Source organism: Streptomyces sp. NPDC006309 (genome assembly GCF_040613095.1).
Lineage (GTDB): Bacteria > Actinomycetota > Actinomycetes > Streptomycetales > Streptomycetaceae > Streptomyces.
In genome coordinates, this window is sequence record NZ_JBEXRO010000003.1 from 145,742 (window position 1) to 162,706 (window position 16,965).

Below are 16,965 nucleotides of genomic sequence, written 5' to 3' on the forward strand. Positions count from 1 at the left end.
GTGCCGATGGACGGAACAACGGAGCCTGTTCGACCTTGGCAAGCTCGTGGGAGAACTGGGACGCCCATGGGCAGGCAGAAGCTCCAGCGACACCTGCGGAATTCGCCGCGGTCCAGCGCAAGCGACTTCTGCAAGCCGTCGGGGACCCGACCGAGGATTCAGAACGGCGGCGACTCGATGTGGCTTTGACCGGTGCGCCGACAAGCCGACACACGGTTCCTGTTTCCATGCTCGGGGATTTCCTGGCCAATCTACAGCAGTCGGTTTCCGCGGTTGCGCAAGCCGTCTATGGGCGCCCGACGAGCGTCGCTTCGATTCCGCGCGACATTCTCGATGCCACCACTCTGAGCGCCACCGCCACCTACCCATCCCCTTTTGGGGTGGCAATGTATGGCCCACCGGTCAATGCAGATCAATACGATCTCTTCGGTGAGCTTCCTGGACACTTGCACACGGTCCTCGATGAAGCGGTGAAAAAGGTTCTCGACATCGCTGACCTCTCGGAAGGAGTCAACTCCTCCAACGATCTGCTGACCGGGCAGCTTGCCCCGCTCGGCCAGAGAGCCTTGAAGCACCTCGGAGCACTCACAGCCGGCCTCACGGATGCCGACATGGGCGTACGGGTGACCTGGCATGCGCGTGGAGGGATTGTCAGGCGGAGCGACTGGACGCCCGCAGGGGTGCAACGGGTTCGTTACCTCTGCGAGGAGAACGAATTCACCGAGGCCGAACGGATGACGGTGACCGGCTGGCTGGGCGCGGCCAGCTATTTCCGCGGCAACGTCCAAATTCGCACTGACAGCGGTGACATCATCCGTGCCAGTACCGATGAAGAGCTGACCGGCCGACTCGACCTGTATCTCAACAAGCGAGTTGCAGCCGAGGTCGAGGTGACCAAAGTCGTGTTCGCCGGCGGGCGCGAGCGCAGGCTCTATTCCGTCTTGAGCCTCCGAAAAATTGAGGGCGATGAAAACTGATCCGGTTCCGACGGTCAACCGTCGGCGCCGCCTCCATTGAGGGGCGCGACGCCAGCATGAGCCGACGGTTGCCCCCGCGCCTGCCCTTACTCCTGACGCGCTGGACACCTGGGTCTGAGTCACGGTTTTGACAAGATCCGTTGCGGAGGCTTCCCCGCCGCATAGAGTGCCTGCGGCAACCTATTTTTGAACGCGTTCAGGAAACCGGGTGCGGCAGGGGCCCGACGGGGACACGGGGAGGAGCGCGCGGTGCGCAGGGGAGTCAGGGCCGGGGTCATAGGCGGCGTGTGCGCGGTGGTGCTGGGCGGTGGTGGTTACGGGGCCTACAGCCTGCTGACCGCTCTGGACGGCGACGGGGGCGGTGGCGGGGATGCCGTGGCGGTGCGGACCGGGCCGCCCGACGCCGCCGAGGTCAAGGAGACGACCGCGCGCTTCTTCGCCGCCTGGGAGAAGGGCGACGCGGCGACCGCCGCCTCGTACACGAACTTCCCGCAGGCGGCCCGGCAGCTGCTGACGGCCTACAGCGGTGACGCGCACATCAGCGAGGTGCGCGTCACCCCCGGCGAGGCCGCCGGCCGGACCGTGCCGTTCACCGTCACGGCCGAGGTGTCGTACGAGGGCAGGTCGCGACCGCTCACCTATCGGAGCAGGCTGAGCGTCGTCCGCGGGGAGACCTCGCACCGCCCGCTGGTCGACTGGCAGCCGTCCGTGGTGCATCCCCGGCTGCGCAAGGGCGACACGCTCGTGACCGGCGAGTCGGCGGCCCCGCCGATCGAGGCCGTGGACCGCGACAACGGGGTCCTGACGAAGCAGAAGTACCCTTCCCTCAGCCCCGTGCTCGACGAGCTGCGCAAGCGGTACGGCGACAAGGCGGGCGGCCGGGCCGGTGTGGAGCTGGCCATCCGTCACGCGGGCGCGGACGGCGCGGACCGGGCCGACACGCCGCTGCTCACCCTGGTCAAGGGCAGGCCGGGCCGGCTCCGCACTACCTTCAGCGCGCGGGCGCAGACGGCGGCCGAGACGGCCGTGGGGAAGTACCCGGACGCCTCCGTCGTGGCCGTCGAGGCGAGCACCGGCGAGATCCTTGCCGTCGCCGACCACCGCAACGACGGCTTCAGCGCGGCCCTGCTCGGCGAACGCGCACCGGGCTCCACCATGAAGATCATCAGCGCGGCGGCCCTGATCGACGCCGGCACGGCCACCGCGAACGGCCCGGCGCCCTGCCCGCCGTCCGCCGTCTCGATGAGCCAGACCTTCCGCAACCTCAAGGGCCTGGCGCCGGACGACCACGCCACCCTCTCCGAGAGCTTCGCCCGCTCCTGCAACACGGCGTTCGTGAAGTTCGCGGACGAGGTGAAGCCGGACACCCTCACCCGGGAGGCCGAGGAGCGCTTCGGGCTCGGCCGGAACAACTGGCAGATCGGCGTGCCCTCCTTCGACGGCCGGGTGCCCGCCGCCGGCGGCTCCGACAAGGCGGCCGGGCTGATCGGCCAGGGCCAGGTCCAGATGAGCCCGCTGAACATGGCCTCCGTGACGGCGACCGCGATGACCGGCACCTTCCGGCAGCCGGTGCTCGCGCCGCTCTCCCTGGACGGCCGCACACCGGCACGCGCGCGCGGGCTGCCGCCGGGCACGGTCGCGCAGCTGCGCGCCATGATGAACCGCACCGCGCGCAGCGGCACCGCGGCGGGAGTGATGGCCGGGCTGAGCGGGAACGTGGGCGCGAAGACGGGTTCGGCGGAGGTCGACGGGGAGACCAGGTCGGACAGCTGGTTCGCCGGCTACCGCGACGACGTGGCCGCGGCGGCGATGGTGGAGGACGGCGGCCACGGCATCGACGCGGCCGGTCCGATTGTCGCAAGCGTGCTACGGAACGCCGGCTGATGTCACCCGCGAAAACGGGGACTCTAAGGTGAATGCGGTCGTTGGGGTGGGTGAAGGCTGCGGGCAGCCTGCGAAAGGCGTGGAGGAACAGAGGCTGTGGGCAAGAGAAGGCGTGTCGCCGAGGGAGGACGGAAGACCCGTCCGGCCGTACTCGGCGGGATGATCGCCGTGGTGGTCGGCGGCGCCGCACTCGGCGCCTGGGCGCTCTACGGCGGCGGGGCCGCGGCCGACGAGCGGCCCGCCGCCACCGCCGGCCACAAGCCCGTACCGGCCGGCCCGCTCACCGCCACCGAGGTCCGCACGGCCGCCACCCGCTTCCTCACCGCCTGGCAGCGGGGCAGGGTCTTCGAGGCCGCCGCCGCCACCGACGACCCGTCCGCCGCGCGCGGGCTGCTCACCGGCTACGGCAAGGACGCCCACGTGAGGGACGTCACGCTCACCCCCGGCCCGGCGAAGGGCGCCGCGGTGCCCTTCTCCGTCAGGGCGACGGTGGCCTACCGCCACCTCAGCAAGCCGCTGTCCTACGGCAGTTCGCTCACCGTCGTGCGCCGGGCGAGCGACGGCAGGCCGCTGGTCGACTGGCACGCGTCCGTGGTCCACCCCGGCCTGAAGGACGGCGACACGCTCGTCACCGGCGCGTCCGGCACCCCGCCCGTCAAGGCGCTCGACCGCGACGGCGGCGAGGTGACGGCCGCCCGGTACCCGTCGCTGGGCACGGTGCTGGACGGCCTGCGGGAGAAGTACGGCAAGAGGGCGGGCGGCACCGCGGGCGTCGAGCTGCGCGTGGTGCGCGGCAAGGCGTCCCGGGCGGCCAAGCTGTCCGACAGGACGCTGGTGGAGCTGAGCCAGGGCACTCCGGGCACGGTGCGTACGACGCTCAGCCCGGCGCTCCAGGCGGTGGCCGAGCGGCAGGTGGCCCGGCGCGCGCGTGCCTCGGTGGTCGTCCTGCGGCCCTCGACCGGTGAGATCCTCGCGGTCGCCAACAGCGGCCACGGCTTCAACACCGCTTTCCAGGGCGCTCTCGCGCCCGGCTCCACGATGAAGATCATCACGTCCTCGCTGCTGATCGACAAGGGTCTGGCCGCCGCGGACCGGACGCATCCCTGTCCGAAGACGGTCACGTACGGCGGCTGGAAGTTCCACAACGACGACGACTTCCAGATCAAGGGCGGCACGTTCAAGGCGAGCTTCGCCCGCTCCTGCAACACCGCCTTCGTCAGCCAGGCGAAGAAGCTGAAGAACGACGACCTGACCCGGCAGGCCCAGCAGGTCTTCGGCCTGTCCAGGAACAACTGGCAGATCGGCGTGCCCACCTTCGACGGCTCGGTGCCGGTGCAGTCGGCGGCCCAGATGGCGGCCTCGCTGATCGGGCAGGGCGGGGTGCGCATGAACCCGCTGAACATGGCCTCGGTCGCCGCCACGGTCAGGTCGGGCACCTTCCACCAGCCCTACCTGGTCTCCCCGGCCGTGGACCACCGCACCCCGGCCACCGCGTCCCGCCGGCTGTCGGCCCGGACGCTGTCGCAGTTGCGCGAGCTGATGCGGTACACGGCCGCCTCCGGCACCGCCTCCGAGGCGATGTCAGGGCTCGGCCCGGACTTCGGCGCGAAGACCGGCTCGGCGGAGGTCGACGGACAGAAGAAGCCCAACGGCTGGTTCACCGCATACCGGGGCGACCTCGCCGCCGCGGGCGTGGTCCAGGCGGGCGGCCACGGCGGCGACACGGCCGGCCCGATCGTGGCGACGCTGCTGCGGACGGGCGGCTGATCCGGCGGCCGGCCCTGGATCCGCACGGGCTCGGCCGGTCACATCCGTACGGGCTCGGCCGGTCAGACCGGTGCGGGCTGGTCCGGTCAGACCCGTACGGGCTCGGCGGTGTACGTCCGGCGCAGGAATCTGATCAGGGTCTTCGACTCGAACTGGACCACTTCGACGCCGTGGTCGGTGTGGAACTCGACGACGGCCTGGACGCGTCCGCAGGGCCAGACGCGGACGTCGCCGCTCTCGGCCGGCGTCCGCAGCCCCTGTTCGAGGAGGGCGCGGGAGAAGGTCCACTCGTGCGGTCCGGGAAGGCCGACGCGGACGGAGCGGGGGTCGCTGTCGGGGTCGTAGCGCAGCATGACGGGTACGGACCCCGGGTCCTCCTCGTCCGTGACGATATGGGCGCGCGCGTACTGTTCGACTACCGACATCGGACCGCCCTCTCACGCAGCGTGACGTATGCGAAAGCTGTGCATCCGCTTTCTATCCAGCGTCGCACACTTTCCGGATTCCGCCCCGGTGAAAGGCGAGACCGGGTCTCTCTTGCAAAGCGTTCGCAACAAGGGCCTAAAATCGTACGGTGCACGTACCTGACGGATTCATCGACGCCCCCACCTCCGCGGTCACCGCAGTGGTCGCCGCCGGCGCCCTCGCGGTGAGCCTGCGCGGCGCCCGCCGCGAACTCGACGAGCGGACGGCACCGCTCGCGGGTCTCGTGGCGGCGTTCATCTTCGCCGTACAGATGCTCAACTTCCCCGTCGCCGGCGGCACCAGCGGTCATCTGCTGGGCGGCGCCCTCGCCGCGATACTCGTCGGCCCGTACACCGCCGTGCTGTGCGTGTCGGTGGTGCTGCTCATGCAGGGCGTGCTGTTCGCCGACGGCGGGCTGACCGCGCTCGGCGTGAACATCACCGACATGGCGATCGTCACCACCGTCGTGTCCTATGCCGTCTTCCGCGGCCTGCTCGCCGTGCTGCCCCGCAAGCGGCGCTCGGTGACCGTCGCCTCCTTCGTCGCCGCGCTGGTGTCCGTGCCGGCCGCCGCGGTCGCCTTCACCCTGATCTACGCGGTCGGCGGCACCACCGACGTGTCCCTCGCCAAGGTCGCGACGGCCATGATCGGCGTCCACGTGCTGATCGGCATCGGTGAGGCGGTCATCACCGCGCTGACCGTCGGCGCCGTCATCGCCGTACGGCCCGACCTGGTGCACGGCGCGCGCGGCCTGCACCAGCGGCTCCGGCTGCGCGTGGACGGCGTGCTGGTGGACGCGCCGGCTCCCGCGGCGCCCGTGGCGGCGCGCACCTCGCGGCGCACGCTGTGGGTGACCGGCCTCGTCACCTCCCTCGTCCTCGCCGGCTTCGTCAGCTTCTACGCCTCCGCCAGCCCCGACGGCCTGGAGAAGGTCGCGCACGACAAGGGGATCGACCGGAAGGCGCGGAAGCACACCGCGTCCGGCTCGCCGCTCGCCGGCTACGGCGTCAGGGACGTCAACGACTCCCGGCTGTCCGGCGGCCTCGCGGGCGTCATCGGCGTCGGCGTCACGATCGTCGCGGGCAGCACGGTGTTCTGGGCGGTGCGCAGGCGGCGCGGCGACGACGTCTCCCCCGCGAACACGGTCGTCTGACGTGGGCGCCGGACACGCGCACAGGCTCTACCGGCACGGGCAATCGCCCGTGCACGCCCTGCCGCCGCACACCAAGCTCGCCGCCACGTTCCTGTTCGTGGTGGTCGTCGTGTCGACCCCGCGCGAGGCGATGTGGGCGTTCGCCGGGTACGCCGTGCTGCTCGCCGCCGTCGCGCACCACGCGCGCGTGCCCGCCCGATTCCTGCTCGGACGGCTGCTGATCGAGGTGCCGTTCGTCGCGTTCGCGGTGCTCATGCCGTTCGTCGCGGAGGGCGAACGGGTGCACGTGCTGGGGCTCTCGCTCAGCGTCAACGGGCTGTGGGGCGCCTGGAACGTGCTCGCCAAGGGCACCCTCGGCGTCGCCGCCTCCGTGCTGCTGGCCGCCACCACCGAACTGCGGGAACTGCTGCTCGGGCTCCAGCGGCTGAGACTGCCGCCGCTGCTCGTGCAGATCGCGTCCTTCATGATCCGCTACGGCGACGTCATCACCGACGAGATGCGCCGGATGCGGATCGCCCGTGAGTCGCGCGGCTTCGAGGCGAGGGGCGTGCGGCACTGGGGCGTGCTCGCCAAGTCCGCCGGCGCGCTGTTCATCCGATCCTACGAGCGCGGGGAGCGCGTCCACCTGGCCATGGTGAGCCGGGGATACGCCGGCGCGATGCCGGTCATCGACGAGGTGACCGCGGACCGCGCACAGTGGCGGCACGCCCTCACCCTGCCCTGCGCCGCCCTCGTCGTCTGTCTGCTGGGATGGGTACTGTGACTGCTTCTCTGGAGGTCTCCGGCCTCGCCTTCGCCTACCCGGACGGGCACCAGGCCCTGTTCGGCGTGGACTTCTCCCTCACCCGCGGCGAACGGGTCGCACTCCTCGGCCCCAACGGCGCCGGCAAGACCACGCTGGTGCTGCATCTCAACGGCATCCTCGGCGGCGGCACCGGCACGGTGACCGTGGCCGGGCTGCCCGTCGGCAAGCGGCACATGGCCGCGATCCGGCAGAAGGTCGGCATCGTCTTCCAGGACCCGGACGACCAGCTGTTCATGCCGACCGTGCGGGAGGACGTGGCGTTCGGGCCGGCCGCCGCCGGGGTGAAGGGAGCCGCGCTGGAGGAGCGGGTGCGCACCGCGCTGGAACAGGTCGGCATGCGGGAGTTCGCCGACCGGCCCCCGCACCACCTGTCCTTCGGCCAGCGCCGCCGGGTCGCGGTGGCCACCGTGCTCGCCATGGAACCGGAGATCCTGGTCCTGGACGAGCCGTCCTCCAACCTCGACCCGGCCTCCCGCCGCGAACTCGCCGACATCCTGCGCGCCCTGGACGTCACGGTGCTGATGGTCACCCACGACCTGCCGTACGCGCTGGAGCTGTGCCCGCGCTCCCTGATCCTCAGCGACGGCGTGATCGTGGCGGACGGCCCGACCGGCGGGCTGCTCTCCGACGACACGCTGATGCGGGCACACCGGCTGGAACTGCCCTTCGGCTTCGACCCGAAGTCCGTGACGACGGGCGCGTGACCGCCGGGCTGAGAGACACCTCACGTTCCAGCCCGCCGCCGCCGAGGAATCGCAGCTCCGCGGCCGATGTTGCACCCTCTGTCGCAGGCGAGGGAAGGACGGCGGGCGTGGACGTGCACGGCACTGTGGCCGAGGGCTTCGAGCCGGTCAAGGAGGCGTTCGCAGGGAACTTCGCGCAGTTGGGCGAGCGCGGCGCGGCCGTCACCGTCTACCGCGACGGACACCGGGTGGTCCACCTGTGGGCCGGCACCAGAGACGTCGACGTGCCGGACGCCCCGGCCGGTGCGGCGCCGTGGGGGGCCGGGACCGCGCAGATCGTGCGCTCCGCCACCAAGGGCGTCGCCGCCGCCGCGCTGCTGCTCCTGCACCAGCGCGGAAACCTGGACCTGGACGCCCCGGTCGGCACGTACTGGCCGGAGTACAAGGCGGCCGGCAAGGAGCACACGCGGGTGCGGCACCTGCTCGCGCACCGCGCGGGCGTGCCCGTACTGGACCGCCCGCTGACCCCCGCCGAGGCCGCCGACCCCGGCACAGGTGCCGCGGCCGTCGCCGCCCAGGCCCCGGTGTGGGAGCCGGGCACGGACCACGGCTACCACGCCCAGACCTACAGCTGGCTCACCGGCGAACTGCTCCGCCGGGTCACCGGCCGTCCCGTGGGCGAGTGGATCGCCGACGAGATCGCCGGCCCCGTCGGCGCCGACCTGTGGCTCGGCCTGCCGGAATCGGAGCACGCGCGTGTGGGCCGTGTCGGCCCGCTGGACGCGCCCGCGACCGCCGGCGGCCTCAGGACACGTCCCAAGCGGGCGGTGGCCGAGGCCTACGCCGACCCGGGCTCCCTGACCCGCCGCGCGTTCGCCGCGATCACCCCGCTGCCCGACGAGAACGATCCCGCCTACCGCGCCGCCGCCCTGCCCGCCTCCAACGGCATCGCCACCGCCGACGGGCTGGCCCGCTTCTACGCCTCGCTGATCGGCGAGGTGGACGGCGGCACCCGCCTGTTCACCCCCGCCACGACGGAACTGGCCCGCGCCGAACAGTCGGCCGGAGCGGACCGGGTCCTGGTGGTGAACACCCGCTTCGGCCTCGGCTACATGCTGCACGGCGCCGCGTCCCCGCTGCTCTCCCCCGGCTCCTTCGGCCACCCGGGCCGGGGCGGCGCCCTCGCGTTCGCCGACCCGGACACCGGCATCGCCTTCGGCTACGTCACCAACGGCTTCCGCAAGAGCGTGACGGCGGACCCGAGGGCGCAGGCGCTGGTCCGCGCCCTGCGCACGGCGCTCGCCCGCTGACCGTCACACGTTGATCGGGTGCGAGGTCCGCCCGGAATCCTCGTCGATCTCCTCGTGCGCCTTGGCCAGCAACCGCATGGCCAGTTCGTTGAGCGCCCGGGCACCGGCGACCTCCTCGCCGACCCGGGGCTGGTTCGCGTCCACGCGGTGCCGGCTGGCGCGGCCGTGCGCCCGTACCTCGCTGCCGTCGGGCAGGCGCACCATGGCCACCGCGCGTGTGTGCTGATCGTCCTCCAGGAACTCCAGCTCCACGTGCCATCCCACAGTGGTGTGCATCATGAGGACCACCTCCGAGAACCACTCCTCCCAGGGTGCGCCACAGCACCCCGGCCCGTCATGTCGGCAGCGTCGCCAGGAAGCGCGCCCAGGCGGAGGGCGCCACCTTCAGCCGGGCGGTGTCCGGGGTCTTGGAGTCGCGGATGTGGACGGCGGTGGGGGTGGTGGCTACTTCGACGCAGTCGCCGGGGTCGTTGCCGTCGCTGTAGGTGCTCTTGAACCAGTGCAATTCCGGCGTGCTCATAGTCTCCCCAGCACTTGCTCGATGAAGGCCAGCGACTCCCTCGGTGTGAGAGCCTGCGCCCGGATCATCCCATGACGCGATTCGAGGATGCGGAGATCTCTGGGGTTTTCGACCGGCCGTCCGTTGAAGGCGCCGGTGGCGCGTCCGATCCCCGAGCCGTCCGCGAACTTCAGCACGTGGATCCGGCCGTCTCCTGACATCCCGGCGTGCTCCTGCCGCTCGGTCGGCATGATCTGGAGAGAGACATTCCGCAATTGCGCGACCACCAGCAGATGTTCGAGCTGTCGGCGCAGCACCATCCTCCCCCCGATAGGCCGCTCCAGCGTCACCTGCTCCTGGATGAAACTGAGCGAGGGGGCCGGTTCCCGGTCGAAGACGGACTGGCGTCCCACGCGTCCGGCGATCTCCCGCTCGATGACGTCCTCGGACAGCGGCGGATGCCGTACCTCGTACAGCGCTCTCATGTACTCCGGTGTCTGCAAGAGACCGTGGATGTTGTGGGTGCTGTACAGCAGCATCTCCACCGCACGGCCCTCCATGTGGGCCAGTTCCCGCACCTTCTTGGGGTACCGCGCCTTGCGCATGTCCTCCGTGAAGGCCCGCAGATGACCTTGCGCCCGCAGCACCTGGTCCGCCCGGTCCAGGAACTCCGGCCGGGGGATCCGCTGGCCCCGCTCCATCTTGCGGATCATGTCCTCGCCGTACCCGGTCACCTCGCCCAGGTCCAGTACCCGCATCCCCGCCGACTCCCGGCACACCTTGAGCAGGCGTCCCACCGCCTGCACCACGGGTTCGATCTCGTCCCCCGGTTCGACGTCCCAACCCGCCTCGTCCACATCCTCGTTCAACGTCCCACCTCCAGTCGCTGCCGTACCCGTACAACGCGAGGGACAGCCGGGACAGCACGGGACAGAGGCGGGACAAGGGAAGGCCGGTGAGGGTGCGGCCCCGTTCCCACGGGGCGACCCTCACCGGCCGCTGTCGGACGCGCCGCGTCAGGCGCGTACCAACTCCTTCTCCGCGTCGGGGTCGGCGGCGGTGCGCAGCCCCTCGCCCTCGACGTCGACGTTGGGCAGTGCGCGGTCCAGCCACTTCGGCAGCCACCAGGCGCGCCGGCCGAGGAGGGCGAGGACGGCCGGGACGATGGCCATGCGGACGATGAACGCGTCGAAGAAGACGGCGATCGCGAGGCCGAAGCCGATCATCTTGACCATCGACTCGCTGGAACCGATGAAGCCGGAGAAGACGGCGATCATGATGACGGCGGCGGCGGTCACGACGCGCGCGCCGTGCCGGAAGCCCGTCACCACGGCCTGGCCGGGGCTCTCGCCGTGGACGTACGCCTCCCGCATGCGGGTCACGAGGAACACCTCGTAGTCCATCGCGAGGCCGAAGACGACGCCCACCATGAAGATCGGCATCATCGACATGACCGGGCCGGTCTGCTCGACGTTCATCAGGCCGGACAGCCAGCCCCACTGGAAGACGGCGACGACGGCACCGAGGGCGGCGAGCACCGACAGCAGGAAGCCGAGGGCCGCCTTCAGCGGGACCAGGACCGAGCGGAACACCACGATCAGCAGGAGGAAGGCCAGGCCGACGACCAGGGCGAGGTAGGGCAGCAGGGCGTCGTTCAGCTTCTGGGAGACGTCGATGTTCATCGCCGTCGAGCCGGTGACGAGGACCGTGGAGCCGGTGTCCCGCGCGATGTCCGTGCCCTTGTCCCGGATGGCGTGCACCAGGTCCTCGGTAGTCGCGGAGGACGGCTTGGACTTGGGTACGACGGTGATGGTCGCGGTGTCGCCCGCCTTGTTGGGCGCCGCCGGCGTGACCGTGACGACGTCCTTCAGGCCCTTGATCTGGTCCTGGACCTCGGTGAAGGCGGCCTTGGGGTGCTTGCTGCCCTTGGCGTCGACGACGACCATCAGGGGGCCGTTGAAGCCGGGGCCGAAGCCCTCGGAGAGCAGGTCGTAGGCGCGGCGCTGGGTGGTGGAGACGGGCTGGGAGCCGTCGTCGGGCAGGCCCAGCTCCAGGGAGGCGGCCGGGACGGCCGCCGCGCCGAGGCCGACGACACCGAGCAGGAGCACGGCGACCGGCCGGCGGACGACGAAGCGGGCCCAGCGGGTGCCCATGTTGGGGCGGCCGGGGTTCTTCGGGGCCCGGCCGCCGCCGAGCAGCCTGCTCTTCTCACCGGTCGGCTTCACCTTGCGGCCGGCGTAGCCGAGCAGCGCGGGGATCAGCGTGAGGGCGATCAGGACGGCGATGGCGACGGTGCCCGCCGCGGCGACGCCCATCTTCGTCAGCATCGGGATGTTGACGACGGACAGGCCGACCAGGGCGATGACGACGGTCAGGCCGGCGAAGACCACCGCGGAGCCGGCGGTGCCGACGGCGCGGCCGGCGGCCTCCTCGCGTTCGCGTCCCTCGGTGAGTTCGGCGCGGTAGCGGGAGACGATGAACAGGGCGTAGTCGATGCCGACGGCGAGGCCGATCATCGAGGCCAGGGTGGAGGTCGTGGAGCCCAGGTCCAGGGTGGAGGCGAGCGCGGCGATGGTGGAGACGCCGATGCCGACGCCGATGAGCGCGGTCAGCAGGGGCAGCCCGGCGGCGAGCAGGGAGCCGAAGGTGATGACGAGGACGACGGCGGCGATCGCGATGCCGATGACCTCGCTTGAGCCGGTCCCGGGCGTCGCGTTCAGCGCGTCGCCGCCGACCTCGACGGTCAGTCCGGCGTCCCGCGCGTGCTGGGCGGCGGCCTTGAGGGCGTCCCGGGAGGAGTCCTCCAGTTCCATGCCGGAGACCTTGTACTTCACGGAGGCGTAGGCGACGGTGCCGTTCTTGCTGACGGCGTGGCCGCGGTAGGGGTCGGCGACGGAGGCGACCTCGGAGCCGCTTCCCAGCTCCTTGACGGTCTTCTCGACGGCCGCCTTGTTGCCGGCGTCCGTCATCTTCCCGCCGTGGTCGGCCTTGAAGACGACCCGGGCGGTGGCGCCGTCGGCGCTCATGCCGGGGAAGCGCTGTTCCAGCAGGTCGAAGGCCTTCTGGGCCTCGGTGCCGGGGATGGAGAACGAGGTGTTGCCGGCCGCCGGCGCGGACGCGGCGCCCACCCCCGCGAGGGTGAGCAGGGCGACCCATATGAGGGCGATGAAGTGGCGTCGCCGGAAGGCGAGCCGGCCGAGTTTGTAGAGGAACGTGGCCACGGAGGCGTACTCCCGGTCAGGTCGTGGATTCAGCTGGGCAGGGGTGATCAGCCCGACGACGTGAGCGGTGACGTCAGGTGGAGGCTGGTTCGAGGGGAGTGTCAGTCGGTCCGCACGCCGAGGGCGGGGAGGACCACGGCGTCGATGTACGAGGTGAGGAAGGTCTGGGTGGGCGGCTGGTCGTCCAGCAGGGCCCGGGTGGCGAAGCCGCCGACCATCATGTGCAGCAGGAACTCGATCGCCGGGCAGTCCGGGCGGACCTCGCCCCGGTCGATCGCGCGCTGTACGACCTGCCGGAACCCGCCCATCTCGGGGTCGACCATCTGGTCCCGGAAGGCCTCGCGCAGATCGTCGTTGTGGTGCATCGCCATGGCGACGCCCCGCATCAGCGCGGAGTTGCGCTCCATGGTGCAGTCGTCCTCCAGCGCCACGACGGCGTGCAGGTCGCCGCGGAGGGAACCGGTGTCGATGTCCCCCGTGTGGACCCGCTTGCCGTGCCGCAGCGCCTTGACGACCAGCTGGGCCTTGCCGCCCCACTGGCGGTAGAGCGTGGCCTTGCTGGACCGGGTGCGGGCGGCCACGGCGTCCATGGTGAGGGCGTCGTAGCCGACCTCCCGGAGCAGGTCGAGGACGGCCTCGTACAGCTCGGCCTCGCGCTCGGGGGTGATCCGGCTGCGACGGGCCGTCGAGACGGCTTCGGTCATGCCTGTCACCTTCCCCGCTTCCGGAACTTTCGTCGTCGTACCTGACTGAAGATACCCCGGGCCGTCTGCGAAACGAAACTGTTTCGTACGTGTGCTGGGTCACGAAGGTGAAGAGCCCGTAAGGTCCGCGCGGCGCGGGCTCACGAGTTGCTGGTGCCGTGGGACCGGAAAAGCATGGGGAGGTGAGCTATCTGCGCTGTCCCCACCTCAGCGGCGACCTGCTGTGTTTCGTGGCCGAGGACGACCTCTGGCTGGCCCCCCTCCACACCCCGGGCCGCGCCTGGCGGCTCACCGCGGACCGCACCAAGACCGGGCCCCCGCGCTTCTCGCCCGACGGCCGGCACATCGCGTACACGACCTGGCGCAGCCTCGCCCCCGAGGTCCACCTCGTCGCCGTCGACGGCGGGCCCGCGAAACAGCTGACGTACTGGGGCAGCGCCGACACCCAGGTGTGCGGCTGGACGCCCCCCGACCCGGACGGCACCACGGACATCCTGGCCGTCGCCTCCCACGGCCAGCCCTTCTCGCACTTCACCTGGGCCTACAAGGTCCCCGCCGACGGCGACCCGGGCGGACGGCTGCCCTGGGGGCCGGTCGCCGACATCCAGGCCGCCGACCTCGCCGGTGAGCGCAGGACGCTGCTGCTCACCGGTACCCCGCCGCACGAACCGGCCGCCTGGAAGCGGTACCGCGGCGGTGCCACGGGCCGGCTGTGGCTGCACGGGCAGCGTCTCCTGCCGGACCTCGGCGGCCATCTGTCCTCACCCGTGTTCGTCGCCGGCCGGATCGCCTTCCTCTCCGACCACGAGGGCGTCGGCAACCTGTACTCCTGCGCCTACGACGGCACCGACCTGCGCCGCCACACCGACCACGACACCTTCTACGCCCGGCACGCCGCCGGCGACGGCAGCCGCGTGGTCTACCAGTGCGCGGGCGACCTGTGGCTGGTGGACGACTTCTCCCCCGACGGCGTACCGCGCAGGCTCGACGTCCGGCTCGCCGGACCGCGCACCGGCCGCCGCCGCCACCAGGTGCCGGCCGCGCAGGACATCGACGGCATCGCCGTGGACGAGACCGGCCGGGCCAGCGCCGTCGTCGTCCGCGGCAGCCTGTACTGGCTCACCCACCGCGACGGCCCGGCCCGCACCCTCACCGACACGCCCGGTGTCCGGGTACGGCTGCCGGAGATGCTGGGCTCCACCGGGCAGGTCGCCTACGTCACCGACGCCGAGGGCGAGGACGCCGTCGAGATCGCCCGCCTGCCCCGCGCCACCGGCGACCGCCCGCCGCGCCGGCTCGCCTCCGGCGCGCTGGGCCGCGTCCGGGAGCTGGTCTGCGACCCGCGGGGCGAGCGGCTGGCCGTCGCCTCGCACGACGGACGGCTGCTGCTGATCGACGTGCCGGAGGAGGAAGGGGGAGAGACGGAGGGAGAGGCCGGTGGTCCGGGTGGGCGGGTGACCGAGCTGGTGCGGTCCGGGAACGGGCCCGTGCGGGACCTCGCCTTCTCCCCCGACGGCACCTGGCTCACCTGGTCCCACCCCGGCATCGGCCGCACCCTGCGCCAGATCAAGCTGGCCCGGATCAAGGACCGGCTCATCGTGGACGTGACCAACGGCCGCTTCGAGGACGAGAACCCGGTGTTCACCCGCGACGGCCGCTACCTCGCCTTCCTCTCCTGGCGCGGCTTCGACCCGGTGTACGACGTCCACACCGGCGACCTGTCCTTCCCGCTCGGCTGCCGCCCGTACCTCGTCCCACTCTCCTCGGCGACCCCCTCCCCCTTCGCCCTGAACCCCGAGGGCCGCCCCGCCGCCGGCGGACTCGACCCGCTGGTGGACGACGAGGACACCGGCGAGGCCGGCACGGTGACCGTCGAGGTGGAGGGGCTGGAGAACCGGGTCACGCCGTTCCCGGTCATCGCCTCCAAGTACTCCGCGCTGTACCCGGTCGCCGGCGGCGGCCTGGTCTGGCTGCGCTGGCCGATCTCCGGCGCGCTCGGCGAGACCTTCGCCAGCCCGGACGACACCACCGGCCGCCCGACCCTCGAACACTTCGGCATCGGCAAGGCGAAGAAGTCCGAACTCGTCGGCCACCTCGACTGGTTCGCCGTCAGCGGCGACGGCACCCGGCTGGTCGTCGTCGACGAGGGCGAGCTGCGGGCCGTGCCGTCGGCCGAGCCCGGCGACAGTGACACGACCGTCTGGATCGACTCGCGCCGCATCCTGCACGAGGCCGACCCGCCCGCCGAATGGCGCCAGGCCTACGACGAGGCGGGACGCCTGATCCGCGCCTACTTCTGGGACCCGGGCATGTGCGGCATCGACTGGGACGCGGTGCTCGCCCAGTACCGTCCCCTGGTCGAACGGGTCGCCTCCCCCGACGAGTTCGCGGACCTGCTCCGCGAGGTCCTCGGCGAACTCGGCACCTCCCACGCCTACGTCACCGCCGCCCGCCGCAACGAGGGCCCGCCCCACTACCAGCGCCGGCAGGGCCTCCTCGGCGCCGACCTCGTCCGCCGCGACGGCCGGTGGCTGGTCAGACGCGTCCTGCCCGGCGACTCCTCCGACTCCAAGGCCCGCTCACCGCTGGCCGGCACGGGCATCCGCGAGGGCGCCGCCCTCACCCACGTCGACGGCCGCCCGGTCGACCCGGTCACCGGCCCCTACCCCCTGCTCGCCGGCTCCGGCGGTACCACCGTGGAGCTGACGTTCACCCCCGCCGAGGGCGAACCCGGGCGGGCCCGGCGGGTCGCCGTCGTCCCGCTCGTCGACGAACGCCCGCTGCGCTACCAGGACTGGGTGGCCAAACGCCGCCAGGTCGTCCGGGAGCTGAGCGACGGCAAGTGCGGCTATCTGCACATCCCCGACATGGGCGGTTCCGGCTGGGCCCAGTTCAACCGCGACGTGCGCATGGAGGTCTCCCGGCCCGCGCTGATCGTGGACGTGCGCGGCAACGCGGGCGGGCACATCAGCGAACTCGTCATCGAGAAACTGACCCGTACGATCCTGGGCTGGGACCTGACCCGGGACGCGCAACCGGTGTCGTACATGTCCAACGCCCCCCGCGGCCCGGTGGTGGCCCTGGCCGACGAGGCGACCTCGTCCGACGGCGACATGATCACGGCGGCCTTCAAGCTGCTGGGGCTCGGCCCGGTGGTCGGCCAGCGCACCTGGGGCGGTGTCGTCGGCATGACCGGCCGGCACCGGCTGGGCGACGGCACGGTCATCACCGTCCCCATGAACGCCGCCTGGTTCGACGCCTACGGCTGGTCCGTCGAGAACCACGGCGTCGCCCCGGACCTGGACATCACGCGCACCCCGCTGGACTGGGCCGAGGGCCGCCACGCCCAGCTGGCCGACGCCGTCGGGCTGGCCCTGGACCTCCTGGCGGCCACCCCCGCGGCGACGCCACCGGGCTACCGCGACGTCCCGGACCGATCCCGCCCGAAACTGCCCCCGAGAACGGCCTCCTGACGGGCCGTCCGTCCCCCGCACAGC

The 16,965-nt window shown here is 71.8% G+C and carries 14 protein-coding genes; 8 read left to right on the plus strand and 6 right to left on the minus strand.

All coding sequences use genetic code 11. The features are described from left to right. The first annotated feature begins 35 nt into the window (after nt 1–35). The 3 genes from ABZ117_RS05415 to ABZ117_RS05425 all read left to right on the plus strand — a co-directional run bounded on the left by ABZ117_RS05415 (nt 36) and on the right by ABZ117_RS05425 (nt 4,628). Complete coding sequence (locus tag ABZ117_RS05415) at nt 36–977, plus strand: hypothetical protein (protein WP_356817619.1); 942 nt, start codon at nt 36–38, stop codon at nt 975–977. 249 nt (nt 978–1,226) lie between these two features. Further along, nucleotides 1,227–2,861 (plus strand): penicillin-binding transpeptidase domain-containing protein, encoded by a 1,635-nt coding sequence (locus ABZ117_RS05420; protein WP_356817621.1) that lies wholly within the window; start codon nt 1,227–1,229, stop codon nt 2,859–2,861. 96 nt (nt 2,862–2,957) lie between these two features. Continuing rightward, entirely contained in the window at nt 2,958–4,628 is a 1,671-nt protein-coding gene (locus tag ABZ117_RS05425) for a penicillin-binding transpeptidase domain-containing protein (RefSeq protein ID WP_356817623.1), read from the plus strand. 86 nt (nt 4,629–4,714) lie between these two features. Here the strand turns inward: ABZ117_RS05425 and ABZ117_RS05430 are convergent, their stop codons facing one another. Then, nucleotides 4,715–5,053, minus strand: a complete 339-nt coding sequence (locus ABZ117_RS05430) for an SsgA family sporulation/cell division regulator (RefSeq protein WP_356817625.1) — start codon at nt 5,051–5,053, stop codon at nt 4,715–4,717. A 149-nt stretch (nt 5,054–5,202) separates the two neighbouring features. On the opposite strand from ABZ117_RS05430, the gene ABZ117_RS05435 reads away from it, so the two are divergent. The 4 genes from ABZ117_RS05435 to ABZ117_RS05450 all read left to right on the plus strand — a co-directional run bounded on the left by ABZ117_RS05435 (nt 5,203) and on the right by ABZ117_RS05450 (nt 9,044). Next, on the plus strand, nt 5,203–6,246 hold the full coding sequence (locus ABZ117_RS05435) for an energy-coupling factor ABC transporter permease (RefSeq protein WP_356817627.1): 1,044 nt from the start codon (nt 5,203–5,205) through the stop codon (nt 6,244–6,246). Between the two features lies 1 nt (nt 6,247). After that, nucleotides 6,248–7,009: a cobalt ECF transporter T component CbiQ gene (cbiQ, locus tag ABZ117_RS05440; RefSeq protein WP_356817629.1), complete on the plus strand. Its 762-nt coding sequence runs from the start codon at nt 6,248–6,250 to the stop codon at nt 7,007–7,009. Beyond that, entirely contained in the window at nt 6,997–7,755 is a 759-nt protein-coding gene (locus ABZ117_RS05445) for an ABC transporter ATP-binding protein (RefSeq protein WP_356817631.1), read from the plus strand. Before cbiQ ends, ABZ117_RS05445 begins: the two co-directional genes overlap by 13 nt. Before the next feature lie 107 nt (nt 7,756–7,862). Continuing rightward, nucleotides 7,863–9,044, plus strand: a complete 1,182-nt coding sequence (locus ABZ117_RS05450) for a serine hydrolase domain-containing protein (RefSeq protein ID WP_356817633.1) — start codon at nt 7,863–7,865, stop codon at nt 9,042–9,044. Nucleotides 9,045–9,047: 3 nt separating this feature from the next. On the opposite strand, the gene ABZ117_RS05455 is transcribed toward ABZ117_RS05450, so the two are convergent. The 5 genes from ABZ117_RS05455 to ABZ117_RS05475 all read right to left on the minus strand — a co-directional run bounded on the left by ABZ117_RS05455 (nt 9,048) and on the right by ABZ117_RS05475 (nt 13,468). After that, entirely contained in the window at nt 9,048–9,323 is a 276-nt protein-coding gene (locus tag ABZ117_RS05455; protein WP_356817635.1) for a DUF1876 domain-containing protein, read from the minus strand. Nucleotides 9,324–9,378: 55 nt separating this feature from the next. Further along, a complete protein-coding gene (locus ABZ117_RS05460) occupies nt 9,379–9,564 on the minus strand; it encodes a DUF397 domain-containing protein (protein ID WP_356817636.1) in 186 nt (61 codons plus the stop codon). Then, on the minus strand, nt 9,561–10,412 hold the full coding sequence (locus tag ABZ117_RS05465) for a helix-turn-helix transcriptional regulator (protein ID WP_356817637.1): 852 nt from the start codon (nt 10,410–10,412) through the stop codon (nt 9,561–9,563). Before ABZ117_RS05465 ends, ABZ117_RS05460 begins: the two co-directional genes overlap by 4 nt. 147 nt (nt 10,413–10,559) lie before the next feature. Continuing rightward, nucleotides 10,560–12,764, minus strand: a complete 2,205-nt coding sequence (locus ABZ117_RS05470; protein WP_356817638.1) for an MMPL family transporter — start codon at nt 12,762–12,764, stop codon at nt 10,560–10,562. Nucleotides 12,765–12,865: 101 nt separating this feature from the next. Continuing rightward, nucleotides 12,866–13,468 carry a TetR/AcrR family transcriptional regulator gene (locus ABZ117_RS05475; RefSeq protein WP_356817639.1) on the minus strand — a complete coding sequence of 201 codons (603 nt, stop codon included), beginning with the start codon at nt 13,466–13,468 and terminating at the stop codon, nt 12,866–12,868. Nucleotides 13,469–13,650: 182 nt separating this feature from the next. Here ABZ117_RS05475 and ABZ117_RS05480 point away from each other — a divergent pair, with 182 nt between their 5' ends. Then, a complete protein-coding gene (locus ABZ117_RS05480; RefSeq protein WP_356817640.1) occupies nt 13,651–16,941 on the plus strand; it encodes a S41 family peptidase in 3,291 nt (1,096 codons plus the stop codon). Nucleotides 16,942–16,965 lie beyond the last annotated feature (24 nt).

What these genes read in the sequence shown, in the direction of transcription:
- ABZ117_RS05430 (WP_356817625.1), bottom strand. Translation starts at nt 5,053, where the DNA reads ATGTCGGTAGTCGAACAGTACGCGCGCGCCCATATCGTCACGGACGAG.
- ABZ117_RS05445 (WP_356817631.1), top strand. Translation starts at nt 6,997, where the DNA reads ATGGGTACTGTGACTGCTTCTCTGGAGGTCTCCGGCCTCGCCTTCGCC.
- ABZ117_RS05455 (WP_356817635.1), bottom strand. Translation starts at nt 9,323, where the DNA reads ATGATGCACACCACTGTGGGATGGCACGTGGAGCTGGAGTTCCTGGAG.
- ABZ117_RS05460 (WP_356817636.1), bottom strand. Translation starts at nt 9,564, where the DNA reads ATGAGCACGCCGGAATTGCACTGGTTCAAGAGCACCTACAGCGACGGC.
- ABZ117_RS05475 (WP_356817639.1), bottom strand. Translation starts at nt 13,468, where the DNA reads ATGACCGAAGCCGTCTCGACGGCCCGTCGCAGCCGGATCACCCCCGAG.